Annotated in this window: 14 protein-coding genes; 7 read left to right on the forward strand and 7 right to left on the reverse strand. The window is 64.1% G+C overall.

Translation table 11 applies throughout. The annotated features are described in order from the left end of the window. Positions 1 to 71: 71 nt before the first annotated feature. The 7 genes from ggt to aprB all read right to left on the reverse strand — a co-directional run bounded on the left by ggt (position 72) and on the right by aprB (position 10,224). Positions 72 to 1,769, reverse strand: a complete 1,698-nt coding sequence (gene ggt, locus K9F62_02715) for a gamma-glutamyltransferase (GenBank protein ID UJX41630.1) — start codon at positions 1,767 to 1,769, stop codon at positions 72 to 74. Positions 1,770 to 2,069: 300 nt separating this feature from the next. Further along, positions 2,070 to 2,756 carry a hypothetical protein gene (locus K9F62_02720; protein UJX41631.1) on the reverse strand — a complete coding sequence of 229 codons (687 nt, stop codon included), beginning with the start codon at positions 2,754 to 2,756 and terminating at the stop codon, positions 2,070 to 2,072. A gap of 14 nt (positions 2,757 to 2,770) precedes the next feature. Then, positions 2,771 to 3,970, reverse strand: a complete 1,200-nt coding sequence (qmoC, locus tag K9F62_02725; protein ID UJX41632.1) for a quinone-interacting membrane-bound oxidoreductase complex subunit QmoC — start codon at positions 3,968 to 3,970, stop codon at positions 2,771 to 2,773. Positions 3,971 to 3,982: 12 nt separating this feature from the next. After that, the gene (locus tag K9F62_02730; GenBank protein ID UJX41633.1) at positions 3,983 to 6,286 is read right to left on the reverse strand and encodes a hydrogenase iron-sulfur subunit; all 2,304 of its coding nucleotides are present in this window, start codon (positions 6,284 to 6,286) and stop codon (positions 3,983 to 3,985) included. Between the two features lie 5 nt (positions 6,287 to 6,291). Next, positions 6,292 to 7,533: an FAD-dependent oxidoreductase gene (locus tag K9F62_02735; GenBank protein ID UJX41634.1), complete on the reverse strand. Its 1,242-nt coding sequence runs from the start codon at positions 7,531 to 7,533 to the stop codon at positions 6,292 to 6,294. A gap of 156 nt (positions 7,534 to 7,689) precedes the next feature. Continuing rightward, positions 7,690 to 9,681: an adenylyl-sulfate reductase subunit alpha gene (aprA, locus tag K9F62_02740; GenBank protein ID UJX41635.1), complete on the reverse strand. Its 1,992-nt coding sequence runs from the start codon at positions 9,679 to 9,681 to the stop codon at positions 7,690 to 7,692. 51 nt (positions 9,682 to 9,732) lie between these two features. Next, on the reverse strand, positions 9,733 to 10,224 hold the full coding sequence (aprB, locus tag K9F62_02745) for an adenylyl-sulfate reductase subunit beta (protein ID UJX41636.1): 492 nt from the start codon (positions 10,222 to 10,224) through the stop codon (positions 9,733 to 9,735). Between the two features lie 815 nt (positions 10,225 to 11,039). On the opposite strand from aprB, the gene K9F62_02750 reads away from it, so the two are divergent. From K9F62_02750 to K9F62_02780, 7 genes are all read left to right on the forward strand, one after another. Next, positions 11,040 to 11,837: a 2-amino-3,7-dideoxy-D-threo-hept-6-ulosonate synthase gene (locus tag K9F62_02750; protein UJX41637.1), complete on the forward strand. Its 798-nt coding sequence runs from the start codon at positions 11,040 to 11,042 to the stop codon at positions 11,835 to 11,837. Between the two features lie 2 nt (positions 11,838 to 11,839). Next, the gene (locus K9F62_02755) at positions 11,840 to 12,814 is read left to right on the forward strand and encodes a 3-dehydroquinate synthase II family protein (protein UJX41638.1); all 975 of its coding nucleotides are present in this window, start codon (positions 11,840 to 11,842) and stop codon (positions 12,812 to 12,814) included. Between the two features lies 1 nt (position 12,815). Beyond that, on the forward strand, positions 12,816 to 13,976 hold the full coding sequence (pheA, locus tag K9F62_02760) for a prephenate dehydratase (GenBank protein ID UJX41639.1): 1,161 nt from the start codon (positions 12,816 to 12,818) through the stop codon (positions 13,974 to 13,976). Between the two features lie 64 nt (positions 13,977 to 14,040). Then, positions 14,041 to 15,360 (forward strand): 3-phosphoshikimate 1-carboxyvinyltransferase, encoded by a 1,320-nt coding sequence (gene aroA / locus K9F62_02765; protein UJX41640.1) that lies wholly within the window; start codon positions 14,041 to 14,043, stop codon positions 15,358 to 15,360. A gap of 272 nt (positions 15,361 to 15,632) precedes the next feature. Continuing rightward, positions 15,633 to 16,535, forward strand: coding sequence for a prephenate dehydrogenase (locus K9F62_02770; protein UJX41641.1), 903 nt, complete (start codon positions 15,633 to 15,635; stop codon positions 16,533 to 16,535). After that, complete coding sequence (locus tag K9F62_02775) at positions 16,532 to 17,950, forward strand: anthranilate synthase component I family protein (protein UJX41642.1); 1,419 nt, start codon at positions 16,532 to 16,534, stop codon at positions 17,948 to 17,950. The genes K9F62_02770 and K9F62_02775 overlap by 4 nt, the downstream gene beginning before the upstream one ends. Then, a complete protein-coding gene (locus K9F62_02780; GenBank protein ID UJX41643.1) occupies positions 17,934 to 18,506 on the forward strand; it encodes an aminodeoxychorismate/anthranilate synthase component II in 573 nt (190 codons plus the stop codon). The genes K9F62_02775 and K9F62_02780 overlap by 17 nt, the downstream gene beginning before the upstream one ends. Positions 18,507 to 18,513 lie beyond the last annotated feature (7 nt).

Below are 18,513 nucleotides of genomic sequence, written 5' to 3' on the forward strand. Positions count from 1 at the left end.
CGCGTCTTGCGGGCGTCGGGACGCAAAAAAAAAGGCGGCCCAAACGGACCGCCTTTTCGTTGCGGGAGCGCCTAATATCCGGCAGCCGATCCGTCGCCGCGGGGGTCGGTCGCACCGTAGCGAACGCCGGTCTTGGGATCGATCAGGATCGCGCCGGCATGGCCCATGGTATCCGTGTAGGCGTCCACGACCTTGACCGGATGGCCGCGCTGGCGCAGCTCTTCCGCCACCTTCTCGCCCATGCGGCTTTCCAGCTTCAGATCGTTGGACGACGCGCCCCAGGTGCGGCCATGCAGCCAGCGGGGAGCGTTGATGGCGTCCTGGGGCATCATGCCGAAATCCACGACCCGGGTCACGATGGCGGCCTGGGTTTGCGGCTGGCCTTCGCCGCCCATGGTGCCGTAGACGAGATAGGGCTTGCCGTCCTTGAGAAGCATTGCCGGGTTCAGCGTATGGAAGGTGCGCTTTCGCGGCTCGAGATGGTTGACGTGCTTGGGGTCGAGGGAGAAGAAGCTGCCCCGGTTTTGCAGCAGCACGCCCGTGTCGCCGGCCACGATGCCCGAACCGAAGTCGTGGTAAATGCTCTGGATCAGCGAAACGGCGTTGCCGTCCTTGTCCACCACGCCGATCCAGACGGTGTCGCCCTTGGGATCGAGCGGCGTCACGTCCTTGGCCGCCTTCTTCAGGTCGATGCGGGCGGCCTGTTCCTTGCCGTGCGCGGCGGAGAGCAGATAGTCCAGGGGAATGGGCGAGAAGTTCGGATCGGTCAGGTAGCGGTCGCGGTCGGCAAAAGCCTGCTTGGTCGCCTCCACGAGCAGATGGTAGTAGTCGGCCGAGCCCTCCCCGAGCTTTTTCACATCGAAGTTGTTCATGATGTTGAGGATCTCGAGGGAAGCCATGCCCTGGGTGTTCGGCGGGAAATTGTAGGCGACGAGGTCCCTGTACGGCACATGGATCGGCTTGACCCAATCCGCCGTATGTTTGGCGAAATCCTCACGCGTCAACAGTCCGCCGTTGGCTTGCAGATAGGCCACGATCCTGTCCGCGATGGGCCCCTTGTAAAAGGCGTCCGCCCCATCCTTGGCAATGGTTTCCAGAGTCGCCGCCAGGGGGGCGAGTTTCATGATCTCGCCGGTGGCGTAGGCCTTGCCCCCGGGTTTCAGGTACAGGCCGGCGAACACGTCGAAGCGCTGCAGGTCGCGAAATTCCTTGTCCTTGGGATCGACGTTGATCGCCTCCCAGCGGGCCAGGCTCGGGCTGACGGGAAAGCCGTCACGGGCATAGCCGATGGCGGATTGGAGAAGCCGCGACCAGAGCAGGTTCCCGCCCATGGAGTCCTTGGCGTACTTGTAGGCGGCATCCCAGCCGGAGACCACGCCCGGCACGGTATTGGCCGCCAGGAAGCCACGGGCGGGGATTTTGGCCAAGCCCTTGGATTTGTAAAACTCGATGGTGGCCTTTTCCCCCGAGCGGCCGCTGGCGTTGAGCGCCCGCAGCTCGCCCGTCTTGGCATTGTAGATCAGCCAGAAATTATCACCGCCAAGGGTGCACATCTGGGGATAGACCACCGCCAGGGTGGAGGCCACGGCAACGGCCGCGTCGACGGCGTTGCCCCCGGCCCGCAGGATATCCAACCCGGCCTGGGTCGCCAGATAATTGGGCGAAGTGACCATGCCCCGCAAGGTCATGGGGTCGACCGTGCGCGACGGAGTTTCGCTGTATTTGCCGGTCTGGGCCCAGAGCGCCCCCGGCGCCAGCATCAGCGCCATAACAAACAACCAGATGATGCATTTTTGCATTGAAACAGCCCTCTCTTTTTTGTCCACAAAGTGGCTTGTCCCACTTTGTTTAAAAAAAAGTAATTTTCTCGGTGTGTTTTTGCAACACAATTGTTACTGAAATTATTTATTTTAGCAATTTTAGCAAAAGCATCCATCCAGAGTTCCCGCGCGCATTCCATTGATCGCCTCCCGGGCGCTACGCCAAAACTGGTCACAAGGCACCAGAGCGAACCATAAAAAAAGGGAGGCCCAAGGACCTCCCTTCCCAAACCGGCTTTCAGCCGGATACTACCACTTGTCGGTGGCGAAGGCGTCGGAACCGAAGCCGAAATCGGAGGACGGCTCACCGCCGACCTCGGGTTCGCCGGAACCGGAAGAAGCCTCGCCGCCGGCGGCAGCGCCGCCGCCGGACACGGTGACCACACCGTGCTTTTTGACATCCTCGATCATTTTCAGCAGCTCGTCGACCTTGCCGATGTACTCGGTGACCTTGGCCTCGGAAGCCACGATGACCTTCTCGCCCTCGTCCTTCATGGAGGCTTCGAGCTTGCCGGCCTTGTCTTCGGCGGCCTTGCAGCGGACCTCGACGTCCTTCAGGATGGCGGTCTTTTCGGCCAGTTCGGCCTCGACCTTCTCGAGCTTGGCGGCCAGCTCGTCATTGGCCTTCTTCGTCTCGGTCAGCTTGGCGAAAATGGCGTTGACCTCGGCCACGACATCCGGGGGCATGACGGACACGGACACGTTCTGGGCGCTGGAGGACAGCTCGCCGCTGCTCATGCGCACCAGTTCGGGGTGTTGTTCGTATATCCAGGCCTTGGCCAGGGCGGCGGCGAAGGGAGCGAGCTCCGCATCGATTTCCATGCCGGCCATGTAACCGACCATCTCGGCCACGGCTTTCTTGTTGCCTTCCTTGTCGACGCCTTTGAGGTACGACACGAACGCGTTCATCGGGAAGACCTTGCGCGCTTCAGCCATGGTATCCTCCTTCATTAGACCATGAAAATCTTTTCTTCTTCACGTTTGAGGGGAAGCCGCCCAGCCTGATGGGCGTAAACCAATGCCGTCGTTCTGTAGACCAGGTGCCCGAGCTTGGACCAGGGCAGGTAGGCAAACAGCATGAAGACCGCGATGAGATGCAGGTAATAGGTCGGGTAGGCCAGGGCGGCCACGCCGGCCAGACGGAACAGTTCCGAGCCGATGCCGGTCAGCGCCACGGCCCAGATCACGCCGAGCAGGTACCAGTCGTAGTACGACGAGGTGGCCTTGCCGGGATCGGTCGCCAGCCGGCGACGGGTCAGCATGGTCAGGCCGTAGAGCAGCGCCAGGGCGCCGACGTTGGCCAGCAGCTTGACCGGGCTCCAAAGCGGCATGGGCGTATGCCCGATAGGCGCGATGAATTCCACGATCTTGCCGCCCCAGTGGGCCACGGCCACGATGCCCGTGACAATGGCCAGGGCCACGAAGCCGTAAAACAACGACAGGTGTCCCTTGTACCGCTCGGTGTTATCGTTACCGCACTCGTTCCACTTCACGTGGGTGGCGATCTCGTCCAAAACGACGGCCTTGATCGATTCGATGATGGTCGGCTTTTTGGTCGGCGCCCCGATATGCAGGGTGGTGGGGATAGTTTTATCGAAACTCTTCCACAACTTCGTCACGCCCTTGTAGAAGGTGAAGGCCACGAACAAGGCGACCAGACCGAAGATGGGGTCGATGGTGAAATCACCGGGGAAGAGCTTGCCGTAAACGATTTCACCTTTGGGCAGGCTCCAACCGGTGCTCAAGAGCCAGATGAACAGGTAGAGCACGGCCGGGATGGCGATGAGCTTGGGCAGATGCTTGGCCGAACTCATCCAGGTGCCGATCCGTTTGGGCTCGACCAGATCCCGGTAGGTGAGGTTGCGGATGGCGGCGATCAGATCGCCCGGCCGGGCCCCGCGGGGGCACAGCTCGGAGCAGGTCTGGCAGTTGTGACACAGCCAGATGTCGATATCGCCCTCGAAACGATCCTTGAGGCCCCACTGGGCCCAGACCATCTCCTTGCGGGGGAAGGGATTCTCGGGCGGGGCCAAAGGACAGGCCACGCTGCAGGTGGCGCATTGGTAGCACTTCTTGCAAGCATCGCCACCAGCCGCCTGCAGGTCCTTGACGAACTGCAGATCGGGTTTAATACGCTCGGCGTATGACATGGACCCTTCCTCCTAATAGCCTTTGAACGGGTTCGGACCGATCTTGAGGACCATATGCATGAACTGGTCGATCATGTCGGGGATCTTGTCGTATTCGTCAATGGCCACCTGATACTGCTCGACGCGCTCGGGCTCGACGCCAAGGCGCTTGAGCGACTCGGCGATGTTCTCCTTGCGGCGGTTGCAGATCTCGGAACCCTTGACGAAGTGGCACTGGTAGTCGTCGCCGTATTTGCAGCCGAGCATCATGACGCCGTCGACGCCCTTGCTCATGGCATCGGCCACCCAGATGGCATTGACCGAACCCAGGCAGCGCACCGGAATGATGCGCACATAGGGGCTCCATTTCTTGCCGCGCATGGCCGCCATATCGAGCGCCGGGTAGGCGTCGTTCTCGCAGGCCAGGATCAGCACGCGCGGGCCGCCCTCTTCGATCTTGGGCGGAATCTCGCACTCGCGAATCATGGAGCCGATCATATCGATGTTGTAGTTATCAAAGGAGATGACGCGCTCGGGGCAGGCGCCCATGCAGGTGCCGCAGCGGCGGCAGCGCGTGGGATTGGGCTTCGGCGTGCCTTTCTCGTCGTCGTCCAGGGCGCCGAACGGGCATTCCTCGGTGCAGCGCTTGCACTGGGTGCAACGCACGAAGTTGAACACCGGGTAGGACAGGTCGCCCGACCGGGGATGCACGGCCACGCCGTGTCCGGCGGACTCGATGCACTGGAGGGCCTTGAGCGCCGCGCCGGCCGCATCTTCCTTGGCCTGGGCCATGGTCATGGGCTGGCGCACGCAGCCGGCGGCATAGATGCCGGTGCGCCGCGTCTCGTACGGGAAGCAGATGTAGTTGGAATCCGCGAACCCGTCGAAGAGGTCCAGGTCCGGGAAGGCCGGGCCCTGCCGGTAGACCAGGTTGATGGTCGGATCGAGGGCCGTGGCCGGCACCATGCCCGTGGGCAGGACGACCAGATCGGCGCCCAGGGTGATCTCGCCGCCAAGGAGGGTATCCTTGGCCGCGATCACGAGGCTCGAGCCTTCCGCGGTCACGCCGGTCACCGTGCCCTTGGTGAGCATGATGCCGGGGTTGTCCTGGGCGGCGCGGTAGTAGCGTTCGTTGATGCCCGGGACCATCATGGAGTCGTAGACGATCATGGCCACGGCGTCGGGGAGCTTTTCCCGGACGTAGTTGGCCTGCTTGAGCGCCACGAGGCTCGTCAGCTCGGAAGCGTAGATGAGGTGCTTGGGCGTCTTGATCGGCTCGAAGAGCGAGACGGCTTCCTCGGCCTCGCCCTCTTTCTTGGCAGCGGGCTTGGCTTCCTCGGCCGGGGCGTCCGCGACCGGGGCGGCGGGGGCCATGGCGTCGTCGAGCAGCTTTTTCACGTCAACGATGAAAGCCACTGAGGACGGGGCCTTGCCGTCGGAAGGCCGCTTGATCTCGCCGGCCTTGACCATGGCCTCGAATTCGGCCGAGGTCACGACGTTTGGCAGCTTGCCGTAGCCGAAGGGGGCCAGGGCGTCGCCGTCCATGGGCGACCAGCCGGCGGCCAGGACCACGGCGCCGATGGGAAGGGTTTCTTCCTTCCCGCCGGAAGTAAGGGTGGCCGTGTACATGGCCGGCGCGCCGGCGAGTTCCTTGAGCGTGGTGGAAAGGCGCACCGAAATCTTCGGGCTGCCGTTCACCTTGGCGATAAGCGTCTCGATGCCGGTATCCGAGGCCTCGAGATACGGGTAGTTCATGGGGAAGGTCTTGTAGAGCCCGGCCGCCTTGCCGCCGAGCTTGCCTTCCTTTTCGATCAACACCACTTCCGCGCCGGCGGCGGCGGCGGACAGGGCGGCGTTGAGGCCCGCGAAACCGCCGCCGAGCACCAGGATGGTCTTGGTGGTCTCGGGCAGTTCCGGATGGGGCCGGTTCATCTTCTGGAGCTTCACCACGCCCATGCGCAGGTAGTCATGGACGATGGAGGTGAGCTCTTCCGGGATGGGCTGTCCGGGAACCGGAGCGGAACCGTCGGGGTTCTTGTAGGACAGCACCACGAATTCGCGCAGGTTGACGCGTTCGACGAGGACCTTGTCCCCGAAGTTGAACACGTCCCAGTCCACGCGGGGCGAGGTGCCGCACAGAAGCACCGCGTCGATCTCGCCGGCGTCGACGTCGGCCTTGATCATGGCCACGCCGCTTTCGCTCGACAACCGCTTGTGGGATTTGACGATGGGGCAGGCCCCGCCGCACTTTTCCTTGACAAACGCGACCAACTCCTCGGCTGTAAGAAGCGGGGCGACGCTAGCTTCGTCGATATAAACACCGATTTTTTCGGCCATCGCCGCTACCTCCCTCTCACCAGAGCAATTGCTTTCATGGCCGCGCCGGTCGCGGACTGGGCCGACTTCATGACGTCAAGCGGCGTGGCGGCGCATCCGGCGGCGAATATGCCCTTTTCCTCGCCACCCACGATAAAGCCCATCTCGTCGACGGGCACGTCCACCGGCAGGCGCTCGCCGGCGATGCTCGGCTGCATGCCCGTGGCCAGCACCACCAGTTCGAAGCGGTTGTCGGACTTGATGCCGGAGACAGCGTCTTCCACGGTGAGGATGACGTCGCCCGTGCCGGCGTCCTCGGCCACGGCGGCAACCTTGCCCTTGACGGCGTTCACGCGGTCATCGGCCAGGATGCGCTTGGCGAAGTTGTCGTAACGCCCCGGGGTGCGCAGATCGATGTAGTAGATGGTGACGCGGGCGTCGGGGAAGGCGTCGCGCACGTAGGCCGCCTGCTTGAGCGACGCCATGCAGCAAATGTAGGAGCAGTAGTTGAGGTGGTTTTCGTCGCGCGAACCGGCGCACTGCACGAAGGCCACGGAGCGCGGGGCCTTGCCGTCCGAGGGGCGCACGATCTTGCCGCGGGTCGGTCCGCTCGGGGCAGCCAGGCGTTCAAGCTGCATGTTGGTGACGCAGTTGGCGATCTCGCCGGCGCCGAGGTTGGTGAGCCGGGTCACATCATAGGGCTTCCAACCCGTGGCGTAGACGATGGAGCCTACCTTGAGCACGATTTCCTTGGGGGCGTCGTCGAGATTGACGACATCTTCGCCGGACAGGGTCTCCAGATCTTCCTTGGTGCAACGATCCTTTTCCAGGACGTAGCGATTGGGGAAGGCGAAGGGGACATCCATGTACAGGGCCTTGCGCTGTCCAAGCCCGAATTCGAAGTCGCTTTTGACGTCCTTGGAGAGCTTTGCCACCGTCTCGGAAAGATTGACGCTGCCGGGCTCGACGTAGCGAGGCTTGATGGACACGGTGACTTCGTAATCGCCGGCGGTTCCGGAGACCTTGGTCACTTCGGCCAGGGTGAAGAATTTGACGTTCTTATTATTCTTAATGCGCTGGAACTGAATCTCCAGGCCGCAGGACGGGGGGCACAGCTTGGGGAAATACTTGTTGAGCTGCATCACCCGGCCGCCGAGAAAAGGATTTTTCTCGACAATGTAGACTTCGTGGCCGACTTCCGCGGCTTCGAGCGCGGCGGTAATGCCGCTGAAGCCGCCGCCGACGACCAGTATCGCGTTGCTTCCCATCGCAACCTCCCGGCAATGGTTAAGGCCAGCAAGAAAACGGCCTGATCCACGAGGATAGACCGCCCCGCCGCAGGCGCTTGAGTACGGTCCATCCGCCCGGGTAAGACCGTTAAAAAGCGGCCGCGGGCATGGAACCCGCGGCCGCTCTGGTCATTCCTACGCGGGAATGATCTGATAGTAGGCCTTCTTGAAGACCTTGGTTTCCTTGGTGGCCGGATCGTACTTGGAATTGACGAAGCACTTCCATTTGCTGTCGTCCAGGCCCAGGAAGTCGCCGCGGTAGTAGAAGCCCGGGTAACGGGTCTCTTCGCGGAACATGATGTGGGTCATGTGCAGGCGAACGGTCCACAGGCGGTGGTACTGTTCCCAGCAACGCATCAGCTCGTGCAGGTCGCGGGCGGCCAGCTTCTTGCTGTCCTCTTCGAGGTACTGCAGCAGCTGGAAGCCGGTGTTGAGCAGGGACTTGGAGGTGGTGTACATGGTCATGCAACCTCCGCCGTACTCGTCCGTGCACTTCACCAGACGCATCATGAAGTTATGCGGGCTGATGTAGTTGGGGTTGACGATCGGGTCGGTGGAAGCGCCGACGCCGGCCTTGAAGGTCTCCCAGGGCTGGTAGATCTCTTTGGCGAGATCGGCACCCTTCTCGTTCAGGCTGGGCTTGAAGCCCTTGTGGTCGACGACCCAACGCACAAGCTGCTTGCCGACGATGCGGCCCTCGGCGTGGGAGCCCGAGGAGAACTTGTGGCCGGAAGCGCCAACGCCGTCAGCGCAGGTGAACAGACCGTTGACCGAGGTCATGCGGTTGTAGACCTTGCCGTTGTCGGCTTTGATCTTGTACTCGTCCGGAACCCAGGCTTCGTCCGGGCCGGAGACCCAGATGCCGCAGCAGCCGGAGTGGGAACCGAGCAGGTACGGCTCGGTCGGCATGATCTCGGAACCCTTCTTCTCGGGCTCGATGTCCTGACAGGCCCACAGGTTGGCCTGGCCGACGCACATGTCGAGGAAGTCTTCCCAGGCTTCGGCTTCGAGGTGCTTCTGCTGCTCGGCGTTCAGGTTGGCGAAGGTGTTCTGCAGGGCGGTCTTGGTGTCCATGTAGATCGGACCGCGGCCTTCGCGCATTTCACGGAGCATCATGTGGTTACGCAGGCAGGTCGGGATGATGTTGCCCTTGGCGTAGCCGCGATCCTCGTAGGGCTTCAGCATGGCCTTGTTGGTCGCGCAGTAGTCCTCGCCCTTGGCGTTGGTGGCTTTGGCCTTGAAGAGCAGGAACCAGGCGCCGACCGGGCCGTAACCGTCCTTGAAACGGGCGGGGACGAACCGGTTTTCCATCATGGTCATCTCGGCGCCGACCTGGGCGCACATGGTGTAGGTGGAACCAGCGTTCCAGACCGGGTACCAGGCGCGACCCATGCCTTCACCGGTGGAGCGGGGACGGTACACGTTGACCGCGCCGCCGCAGGCCACCAGGATGGCGTTGGCCTTGAAGACATAGACTTTGTTTTCGCGGGTGGAGAAGCCGACCGCACCGGCGATGCGGTTGGGCTCCTTGGCGTCCAGGAGCAGCTTCACGATGAAGACGCGCTCCATGTAGCGATCCTGGCCCAGGGCGTTCTTGGCAGCCTCGGCCACGATGCACTTGTAGGACTCGCCGTTGATCATGATCTGCCAGCGGCCGGAGCGGACGGGCTTGGCGCCGGTGCGCAGGGACACGCCCTTGGCCTTGGACTGCGCGCCATCCAGGTTGTGGCCGCTTTCGTCCTTGGTCCAGCAGGGCAGGCCCCACTCTTCGAACAGGTGGACGGAGTCGTCGACGTGACGGCCGACGTCGAAGATCAGGTCTTCGCGCACGAGGCCCATGAGGTCGGTGCGGACCATCTTGACGTAGTCGTCGGGGTCGTTCTCACCCATGTAGGTGTTGATGGCGGACAGGCCCTGGGCAACGGCGCCGGAGCGCTCGAGGGCGGCCTTGTCGAGCAGCATGATGCTGATGCCACCAATCTTGTCGGCCCAGCGGCAGGCTTCGAAGGCGGCGCCGCAGCAGCCCATGCCGCCGCCGACCATCAGGATGTCAACGTCTTTTTCAATCAGTTCCGGCTCGGCGAGGGCAACGCCTTTGGGCTCGTCCTTCACGGGAATCGTCGGCATAATATGGTTCCTCCGTATGGTGGATGGATAACGAACGAGGTTGGTTCCGGACTATTGGCAGAAGCCGTCGAGCCAGCACTGGACGGTGTCCATGCCGGTGACGTCGAACTTCTTGCCAAGAGCTTCCTTCGGGGTGGCCAGGGCGGTCTCGGTGAACAGCAGCTCGCTGTCCAGGTCGGCGCCTTCGGGCTTGCCCTCGTAGGGCTTGATGGAACCTTCAGGGGTGGTGCGGATGGGGAACTTGAACCGCTTGATGTTGCCATTGCGGAACTTCACCGTCCACATGATGGAGTCGGCCGAACGCATGGGGATCGAGGTGCCGCCCATGGGAGCGAAGTCGGCGTACGGACGAGCGGAGATTGCACCCTGGGGGCAGATCTTCACGCAGGAGTAGCATTCCCAGCAAGCGGACGGCTCCTGGTTGAAGGCGCGCATTTCCTGAGGATCCAGGATCATCAGGTCATTGGGGCAAATGTACATGCACGCGGTCTTCTCACCGCCTTTGCATCCGTCACACTTGCTCGGATCCACAAAGGTAGGCATAGTTAGTCCTCCAAACGTTTAGTTGTTGTACACCCAGCGCCCAAATACAGTTAGAGCTACACGCCGTTGCGCGACAGGACATCCGCGGGCCGGACCGGCCGCGCCGCTTTCGCGCCGCCGTATCCAGGCCTGCCCTCGCGCCGGCGTCGCTTGGTGCCGACACCGAGAACAAGTCGCCGGGGCCTTGGGGCGAAAAACGCCCCGTCCGCCTTATCGAGGCGGGCAATTCCCCGGTATCGCTACCGTTTTAGACCTGCCAGCGGATAGCTTGTGCACGATTTAACAAGCGCCGCAAGGCACGTCAAGGGGAAAGTTCTTTTTTTCACGTCCGCCTTCCAGACGCCGCACACACAGCCCCTCTCGGTTGCGAGCCGGAAGGAAACAGCGGTAGCGCCAAGACTGGAGGCACCCCACCTTCTATCAGTACCCCTGCCCCCTCGCAAGCCCTTTTCCCCGTTTCCACCGGCTTCCCATCCAACCCCTTGCCGCTTGTTACTTTTTAGACACGATTCCATTTTCCCCCCGAAAAAGGATACTTTCCCCGTTTCCGACCCCTCGCTTCCTTCCTAAAAAATACTTGACAACTTCGAGCGGCCCCGCGTAGCTCTCTGGCCATGCAGTCCCTCACCAACCCCACCACCGGCTTTTATTTTTGGTTCTGGTTTAGCCACGCCCGTGGTCAGGGAGGGGTGCGGTCGAACTAACGAAACCGCAACGAGCCACTCCAGGGCCGCGGGCATCACGCCGGCGGCCCTTTTTTGTTTCCTGTCGTCGGCGTTCCCCCCCTCGGGAGGCCAAACCGCAAGGAGACCGTCATGCTGCTTGGTAAAGCCGTCCGCCTCGAACGTATTTTCAATCGCAACACGCACCGCGCCATCATCGTCCCCATGGACCACGGCGTCACCGTCGGCCCCATCGCCGGGCTCATCGACATGCGCGACGCCGTCAACCAGGTGGCCGAGGGCGGGGCCAACGCCGTGCTCATGCACAAGGGCCTGCCCCGCTGCTCCCATCGCGGCCGGGGTCGCGACGTCGGGCTCATCATCCACCTGTCCGCCTCCACCTCGCTGTCCCCCTTCCCCAATGCCAAGGCCCTGGTGGCCACGGTCGAGGACGCCATCAAGCTCGGCGCGGACGGCGTGTCGCTGCACATCAACCTTGGCGACGAGACCGAACGCGACATGCTCGGGCACCTCGGCGAAGCCACCTCCCGCGCCGCCGAATGGGGCATGCCGGTTCTGGCCATGGTCTACGCCCGCGGCCCCAAGGTGAAAAACGAGTACGACCCCGATGTGGTGGCCCACTGCGCCCGGGTCGGCACCGAGCTCGGCGCCGACGTGGTCAAGGTCCCCTACACCGGCGACATCAAGTCCTTCTCCCGCGTCACCGACGCCTGCTGCATCCCGGTGGTCATCGCCGGCGGCCCCAAGATGGACAACGACCGCGACCTGCTCCAGATGGCCCACGACTCCATCCAGGCCGGCGGCTCCGGACTCTCCATCGGCCGCAACATCTTCCAGCACAAGCAGCCGGCCCGCATCGTCCAGGCCCTGCACGGCATCGTGCACCTCGATTGGGAAGTCGATCAGGCCCTCGAACTGCTCAAGGACTAGTCATGACCAAGGAAATCTGGCTCAAAGCCATCCCGTTCGACAAAGAGATCGTCACCCTCGGCATCGAATCCGGCGTGGACGGATTCGTGGCCGAGGCGGCGGACGCCGAAAAGATCCTGGCCCTCGGGCGCACCAAGGTGATGACGCCCGAGGAGATGGACCTGATCCCCATCGGCTGCAAGGACGACGAAGGCACGGCCATCGATGCGCTCAAAACCTGCCGGCCGGTCTTTCTGGCCAAGGGCTGGGAGATCATCCCGGTGGAGAACATCCTGGCCTGCACCGAGGGGCTCGGGCTCGAGTGCGAAAGCCTGGACCGGGCCAGGCTCGCCGCCGGGGTGCTGGAGCGCGGCGCGGACAAGCTCTTGATCGCCCCAGAGGCCGTCTGCGACCTTAAAACCATCGTCAACGAACTGAAACTTTCCCAGGGAACCATGGAACTCGCGCCGGCAACCATCACCAAGATCGAACACGCCGGCCTCGGGCACCGGGTCTGCGTGGACACGACCAGTATCCTCAAAACAGGCGAAGGCATGCTCGTCGGCAATTCCTCGGCCTTCACCTTCCTGGTCAACGCCGAGACCGAGTCCAACCCCTACGTGGCGGCGCGGCCTTTCCGCATCAATGCCGGCGCGGTCCACGCCTACTGCCAGATGCCCGGGGACAAGACCCGCTACCTGGAGGAACTGGCCGCCGGCTCGGAAGTGCTGGTCGTCTCCCACACCGGGGCCACCAAAACGGCGGTGGTCGGCCGGGTCAAGACCGAAATCCGGCCCATGCTGCTCATCACGGCCGAAGTGGACGGCAAGGAAGGCAAGGTGTTCTTGCAAAACGCCGAGACCATCCGGCTGGTGACGCCCGAGGGCAAACCCGTCAGCGTCGTGACCATAAAGGAAGGCGACGCCGTGCTCGTACGCACCGACGTGGCCGGCCGCCATTTCGGCATGCGCATCGCCGAAGACATCAAGGAAGGTTAGGATGGCCCCGGAGACGACAAAAAACGCCGCTCAAAACGCCCCGGGGACCCTGGAAGAGGCGTTGCTCGAACTGCGAAACGGCATCGACGCCGTGGACGGGCAGATACTCACCCTGCTCAACAAGCGCGCGGGCCTGAGCCTCGAGGTCGGTCGCCGCAAGGCCGGCCGCCAAAGCGCCGTGTTCAAACCCTTCCGCGAGCAGGAGGTGCTGGAACGGCTGGCCGCGAAAAACCCCGGCCCCCTGCCCGTTCCCCATCTGCTCGCCATCTACCGGGAGATACTGTCCTCCTCGCGCCGGCTCCAGCGCCCCGAACGCGTGGCCTACCTCGGCCCCGAGGGCACCTTCTCCCACTTCGCGGCCATGGCCGCCCTGGGCCATTCCCCGGACTTCCTGCCCCAGACCACCATCGGCGACGTTTTCGCGGCGGTCGCCAGCCGGCTGGCGGACCTCGGCATCGTGCCGCTGGAAAACTCGCTGCAAGGCACGGTCGGCCAAAGCCTCGACCACTTCCAGCGCCACGAGGTCTTCATCCAGGCGGAAATCTCCTGCCGCATAAGCCACGCCCTGCTCTCCACGGCCACCGACCTCGGCGCGATCGAAACCGTCTATTCCCATCCCCAGCCCCTGGCCCAGTGCGCCACCTGGCTCAAGACGCACCTGCCCGCGGCGCGGATCATCCCCACCGACTCCACGGCGGCCGCCGCCCTGCGCCTGGCCGGCGAACCCACCGCCGCCTCCATCGGGCACGTGAAACTCGCCGCCATGCATGGGCTCAACATCCTGGCCAGCCCCATCGAGGACCTGCCGGACAACTGGACGCGGTTTTTCATCATCGGCCCCGAGGACACCAAGCAGCAGACGCGCGACAAGACCTCGGTCCTTTTCACCGTGCCCAACAAACCCGGATCGCTCTACCAAGTGCTCTCGCATCTGGCCGGCGAGGGCATCAACCTGACCAAGCTCGAATCACGGCCCATTCGCGGCGAAAAATGGCAGTACGTCTTTTTCGCCGATCTCCAGTGCGACCTCACCCGGGAGGAGTACCGGAAGCTCCTGACCACGCTCATGGAACAGACGCTCAGCCTGCGTATCCTCGGCTGCTACCCGGTCGGCAGACAGGTGGATCTTGCCGACGGCGATCTGGAACCGAACGGAGATTAAGGTATACGGGGGCGGGAACCGCCGTCCCGCCCCCGCACTTTAACCCCAAGAACAAGGATACGACATGCCAACCGTCGCCGCCCCGCCTTCCAAGTCCGTCTCGCACCGGGCCGTCATCGCCGCCAGCCTCGCCGCCGGTACAAGCCGCGTCGCCGGCCTGCTCGACAGCCAGGACATCACCCGCACCCGGGACTGCATGGCCGCCATGGGCGCGGCCTTCCATCCCCAGTCCGACGGCTCGGTCATCGTCTCGGGCACCGCCGGCCACCCCCAGGGCGGCGATCCCGAAGACGGCGAGCCGCAAATCCTCGACGTGGGCGAATCCGGCACCACCTGCCGCCTTTTGACCGCCGTGGCCGCCGCCGGCCAGGGCGTCTTCGAGATTCGCGGCGAGGGCCGCATGCACGAGCGCCCCATCGGCGAACTGGTCAACGCCCTGCTGCCCCTCGGCATCGAAGCCCTCTACCTCGGCAAATCCGGCTGCCCGCCGCTGACCATCGTCACGCACGGCCTCGCCGGCGGAACCACCGCCATCAGCCTCGAGGACAGTTCGCAATACCTTTCCGGCCTGCTTCTGGCCGCGCCCCTGGCCGCCGCGCCGCTCACCATCGAAGTCACCGGCCAGAAAACCGTGTCCTGGCCCTACGTCGCCATCACCCTGTCCACCCTGGCCGACTTCGACGTCCCCTTTGCCGTGGAAGTCCTCCACGGCGACGCCTGGGCCCAAACCGACTGGCGCACGCTTGTCGACGTCATCCCCGGACAGGTGCGCTTCGTCATGCGCCCCGCGCTCTACCAGCCCCGCGACTATGTCGTGGAAGGCGACTGGTCGAGCGCGTCCTACTTCCTGGCCGCCGGCGCCGTGGGCAAGGCCCCGGTCACCGTCACCGGCCTGCGGCCCGACTCGCTCCAGGGCGACCGGGCGATCCTCGACATCCTCGCCCGCATGGGCGCGCGCATTGACCAGGGCCCCGACGGCATCACCGTGCTGCCAAGCAGCCTCACCGGCCAGGACCTGGACATGGGCCGTTGCCCGGACCTCGTGCCGACCGTGGCCTCGGCCGCCTGCTTCGCCAAGGGGGAAACGACCATCCGGAATGTCGCCCACCTGCGCCTCAAGGAGTCCGACCGCATCGAGGCCGTGGCCGAAAACTGCACCCAGGCCGGCGCGGTGGTCACCACCACCCCCGACGGCATGCGCATCAAACCCCGGCCGCTGCCCACAGGGGAACGCGTCGAATTTTCCGCCTTCTGCGACCACAGGCTGGCCATGTCCGCCGCCATCTTCGAAATGGCCGGCATCGAGGTGGCCCTGGACAACACCACCTGCGTGGCCAAGTCGTTCCCGGCGTTCTGGGAGAAGTGGCAGGCGGTACGACCGTAGGCTGGGAGGCTGGGAGGCTGGGGCTCCGCCCCAGACCCCGGCAGAGGCTCCGCCTCTGCACTCCGCCGGGGGGCGGGCGCGCCCCCCGGTCCCCCCGTTTCGCTCTGGTCGGGCGGGAGGCTTGGCTGGCTGGCGGTCAGGCGGAGGGAGAAGATGGTGGCGGAATTTGCCGGGACGGTGCATGCCGCTTCGCGGCAAGCGCGTCCCAAGCAAATTCCGCCACCACCACGCCTTCGCCCCTTCGGGGCGAAGGTGAAGCATAAAAGGTTGTTATGCCACATACGAACAAAGATGCGAACAGCCCCACCCCGTCAGAAGTTTTTGGGGAGGGTGGGGGTCCGGGGGAGGGGACCCCTTTTTCCAAAAAGGGGTCCCCTCCCCCGGAATCTTCCCGCCTCACCATCAACTCCCTCGCCCTGGTCGGGGCGCGGGGGGGGATGGGGAAGTTGATTGTCGGGCGGTGCCGGGAGGCCGGGCTTGCGGTGCGGGAGCTGGACCGGCCGCTGACGGAAGCCAAGATCGCGGAGGGCGTTACGGGCGCGGACATGGTGCTGGTGTCCGTGCCGGTCTACGCCACGGGCGAAGTGGCCGAAAAGGTCGCCGCGCACATGGGAGGCAGGCAGATATTGGCCGACGTGGGTTCGGTCAAGACGCAGCCCATCAACGACATGGTGGCGCATTATCATGGTCCGGTGGTCGGCACGCATCCGCTTTTCGGGCCGGCTCCGGGGCCTGACGACGCGCTGCGGGTGGCGGTCATGGACGGCCGGCCGGGACAGGACGTCTGGGCCACGCAGACGGTTGCCGGCTGGTGCGAGCGCATCGGGTTTGTGCCCTTCGCCTCGGACGCCGAGGAGCACGACCGGGCGGCGGCCTATGTGCAGGGACTCAATTTCGTCACCACCCTGGCCTATCTGGCGGCCCAGGGAGCCGGCGGCGCGGTGCGAAAGTACCTGACGCCGTCGTTTACCCGGCGGCTGGTCGCGGCCGAAAAACTCATCACCAAGGACGCGGGGCTTTTCACCGCGCTTTACGAAGCCAATCCGTACAGCCATGAGGCCGTGCGCAATTTTCGCAGCTTTCTCAACCTCGCCGCGGGCGGCGACGTGGACCTGCTCGTTCGCCGCGCCGAGGCGTGGTGGACCGCCGAAACGGCAAAAAAGGACAATCCATGAGTGCGATTACGCTTAGGCAGGAAGGGACGTGGCTGCCGGCCGACGTGCAGACGCCCATAAGCCTTTTTCTCGGGCTTGTGGGGGAGAGGCCGGGCATACTGCTTGAAAGCGCCGAGGTGGACGGCCGGCTGGGCCGTTACAGCCTCATCGCCTGGGATTTCCGCCTGCGCCTGCGCCTGAAGGACGGCAAGCTCGACGTCAATGCCACGGACGACCGGTTAAAGGCCTTGGAGCAGTACAGCGGCCAGGGCTTCCTGGAGGGCATGCGCGGCCTCATGGCCGACCTGCGCGTGCTGCCGCCCGAGGGCTTCAAGGACGTGCCGCCCATCACGCGCTCCCTGGCGGGCTATTTCGGCTACGGCATCGCCGGCATTCTCGAGCCCAAGCTGGAAAGCGTGTTGCCGCCCGAGGAGGCGGAGTTCTGTCTGGTGCTGCCCGGCCGCGTGGTGCTGTTCGACCACGTCAAGCACCGCTGCCTGCATCTTTCCCTGGATGCCGGCAAGAAGGCCCGCATCGATTATTCCAACATCTTCGCGCCGATGAACCGGCCGGTCATCGGCAAGGTGGTCAACCGCCCCGAAGCCGAAGGCTACATGGAGGCCGTGACCAAGTGCAAGGAGATGATCCGGGCCGGCGAGTGCATCCAGACGGTGCTTTCCACGCAGTTTTCCGCGCCTTTTTCCGGCGACCCCTTCGTGGTCTACCGCCGGCTGCGCCAGGTGAACCCCTCGCCGTACATGTTCTTCATGCGCCTGCCGCGGGTGACGCTTTTAGGCTCCTCGCCGGAGCTGCTCATCCGCTGCCGCGACGGCGAGCTGACCACCTGCCCCATCGCCGGGACCCGGCCGCGCGGCAAGACCCCCGAGCAGGACGACAGGCTGGCCGAGGAGCTGATGGCCGACCCCAAGGAGCGCGCCGAGCACGTCATGCTGGTGGACCTCGGCCGCAACGACCTGGGCCGCATGGCCGGACCCGGCACGGTCAAGGTCGAGAAGTTCATGGCCGTGGAACGCTTTTCCCACGTCATGCACATCGTGTCCTACGTGACGGCCAAGCTGAAAGACGGCCTCGACGCTTTGGACGTGCTCAAGTGCGCCTTTCCGGCCGGGACCCTTTCCGGCGCGCCCAAGGTGCGGGCCATGGAGATGATCGCCGAGCTGGAGCACAGCCTGCCGCGCGGGCCGTATGCCGGCTGCATCGGCTGGATCGGCCTGGACGAGGGACGCGTGAACCTGGACACGGGCATCACCATCCGCAGCATGTGGATACGCGACGGCATGCTCGCCTGGCAGGCCGGAGCCGGCATCGTCTACGATTCCGATCCGGCCAAGGAATGGATGGAGTGTCAGAACAAGGCCCGGGTGATCGCCGAGGTGCTGGCGGCCAAGGAGGATGGCGATGTTTTTACTTATTGATAACTTCGATTCGTTCACCTTCAACGTGGTCCAGGCCTTCCAGCAACTGGGCCGCGACCCGGTGGTGAAAAAGAACGACGACCCCGAGATTTTGGAGCTGGCTTCCTCCGGCAAGCTCGACATGGTCTGCATCTCGCCCGGGCCCAGCAACCCGGCCAATGCCGGGTTGTGCTTGCAGTTTCTCGCACAACTGCCAAAACAGACCCCGGTTTTCGGCGTCTGCCTGGGGCATCAGATCCTCGGGCACTTCGCCGGCGCGCCGGTTGTCGTGGCCGACCGCATCATGCACGGCAAGACGTCGGACGTGTACCACCGCGAAACGGGGCTGTTTACGGGGTTGCCCAACCCCTTCGAGTGCTGCCGTTACCATTCGCTGGTGGTGCTCGCGGGCAAGGCTCCGGACAAGCTGGAGATCACGGCCTGGACCGACCGAAACGAGGTGATGGGACTGCGGTATCGCGACCGGCCCTGGGTAGGGGTGCAGTTTCATCCGGAATCGGTGTTCACTCCCGACGGGATGAAGCTGATCGGGAACTTTCCGGACAAGATTTTATAAGGATACC

Source organism: Desulfovibrio sp. JY (assembly GCA_021730285.1).
GTDB lineage: Bacteria > Desulfobacterota > Desulfovibrionia > Desulfovibrionales > Desulfovibrionaceae > Solidesulfovibrio.

Bases quoted from the DNA above. Each gene is read 5' to 3' on its own strand.
- ggt (UJX41630.1), bottom strand. From the start codon at position 1,769: ATGGCGCTGATGCTGGCGCCGGGGGCGCTCTGGGCCCAGACCGGCAAA.
- K9F62_02720 (UJX41631.1), bottom strand. From the start codon at position 2,756: ATGGCTGAAGCGCGCAAGGTCTTCCCGATGAACGCGTTCGTGTCGTAC.
- qmoC (UJX41632.1), bottom strand. From the start codon at position 3,970: ATGTCATACGCCGAGCGTATTAAACCCGATCTGCAGTTCGTCAAGGAC.
- K9F62_02730 (UJX41633.1), bottom strand. From the start codon at position 6,286: ATGGCCGAAAAAATCGGTGTTTATATCGACGAAGCTAGCGTCGCCCCG.
- K9F62_02735 (UJX41634.1), bottom strand. From the start codon at position 7,533: ATGGGAAGCAACGCGATACTGGTCGTCGGCGGCGGCTTCAGCGGCATT.
- aprA (UJX41635.1), bottom strand. From the start codon at position 9,681: ATGCCGACGATTCCCGTGAAGGACGAGCCCAAAGGCGTTGCCCTCGCC.
- aprB (UJX41636.1), bottom strand. From the start codon at position 10,224: ATGCCTACCTTTGTGGATCCGAGCAAGTGTGACGGATGCAAAGGCGGT.
- K9F62_02750 (UJX41637.1), top strand. From the start codon at position 11,040: ATGCTGCTTGGTAAAGCCGTCCGCCTCGAACGTATTTTCAATCGCAAC.
- K9F62_02755 (UJX41638.1), top strand. From the start codon at position 11,840: ATGACCAAGGAAATCTGGCTCAAAGCCATCCCGTTCGACAAAGAGATC.
- pheA (UJX41639.1), top strand. From the start codon at position 12,816: ATGGCCCCGGAGACGACAAAAAACGCCGCTCAAAACGCCCCGGGGACC.
- aroA (UJX41640.1), top strand. From the start codon at position 14,041: ATGCCAACCGTCGCCGCCCCGCCTTCCAAGTCCGTCTCGCACCGGGCC.
- K9F62_02770 (UJX41641.1), top strand. From the start codon at position 15,633: ATGCCACATACGAACAAAGATGCGAACAGCCCCACCCCGTCAGAAGTT.
- K9F62_02775 (UJX41642.1), top strand. From the start codon at position 16,532: ATGAGTGCGATTACGCTTAGGCAGGAAGGGACGTGGCTGCCGGCCGAC.
- K9F62_02780 (UJX41643.1), top strand. From the start codon at position 17,934: ATGTTTTTACTTATTGATAACTTCGATTCGTTCACCTTCAACGTGGTC.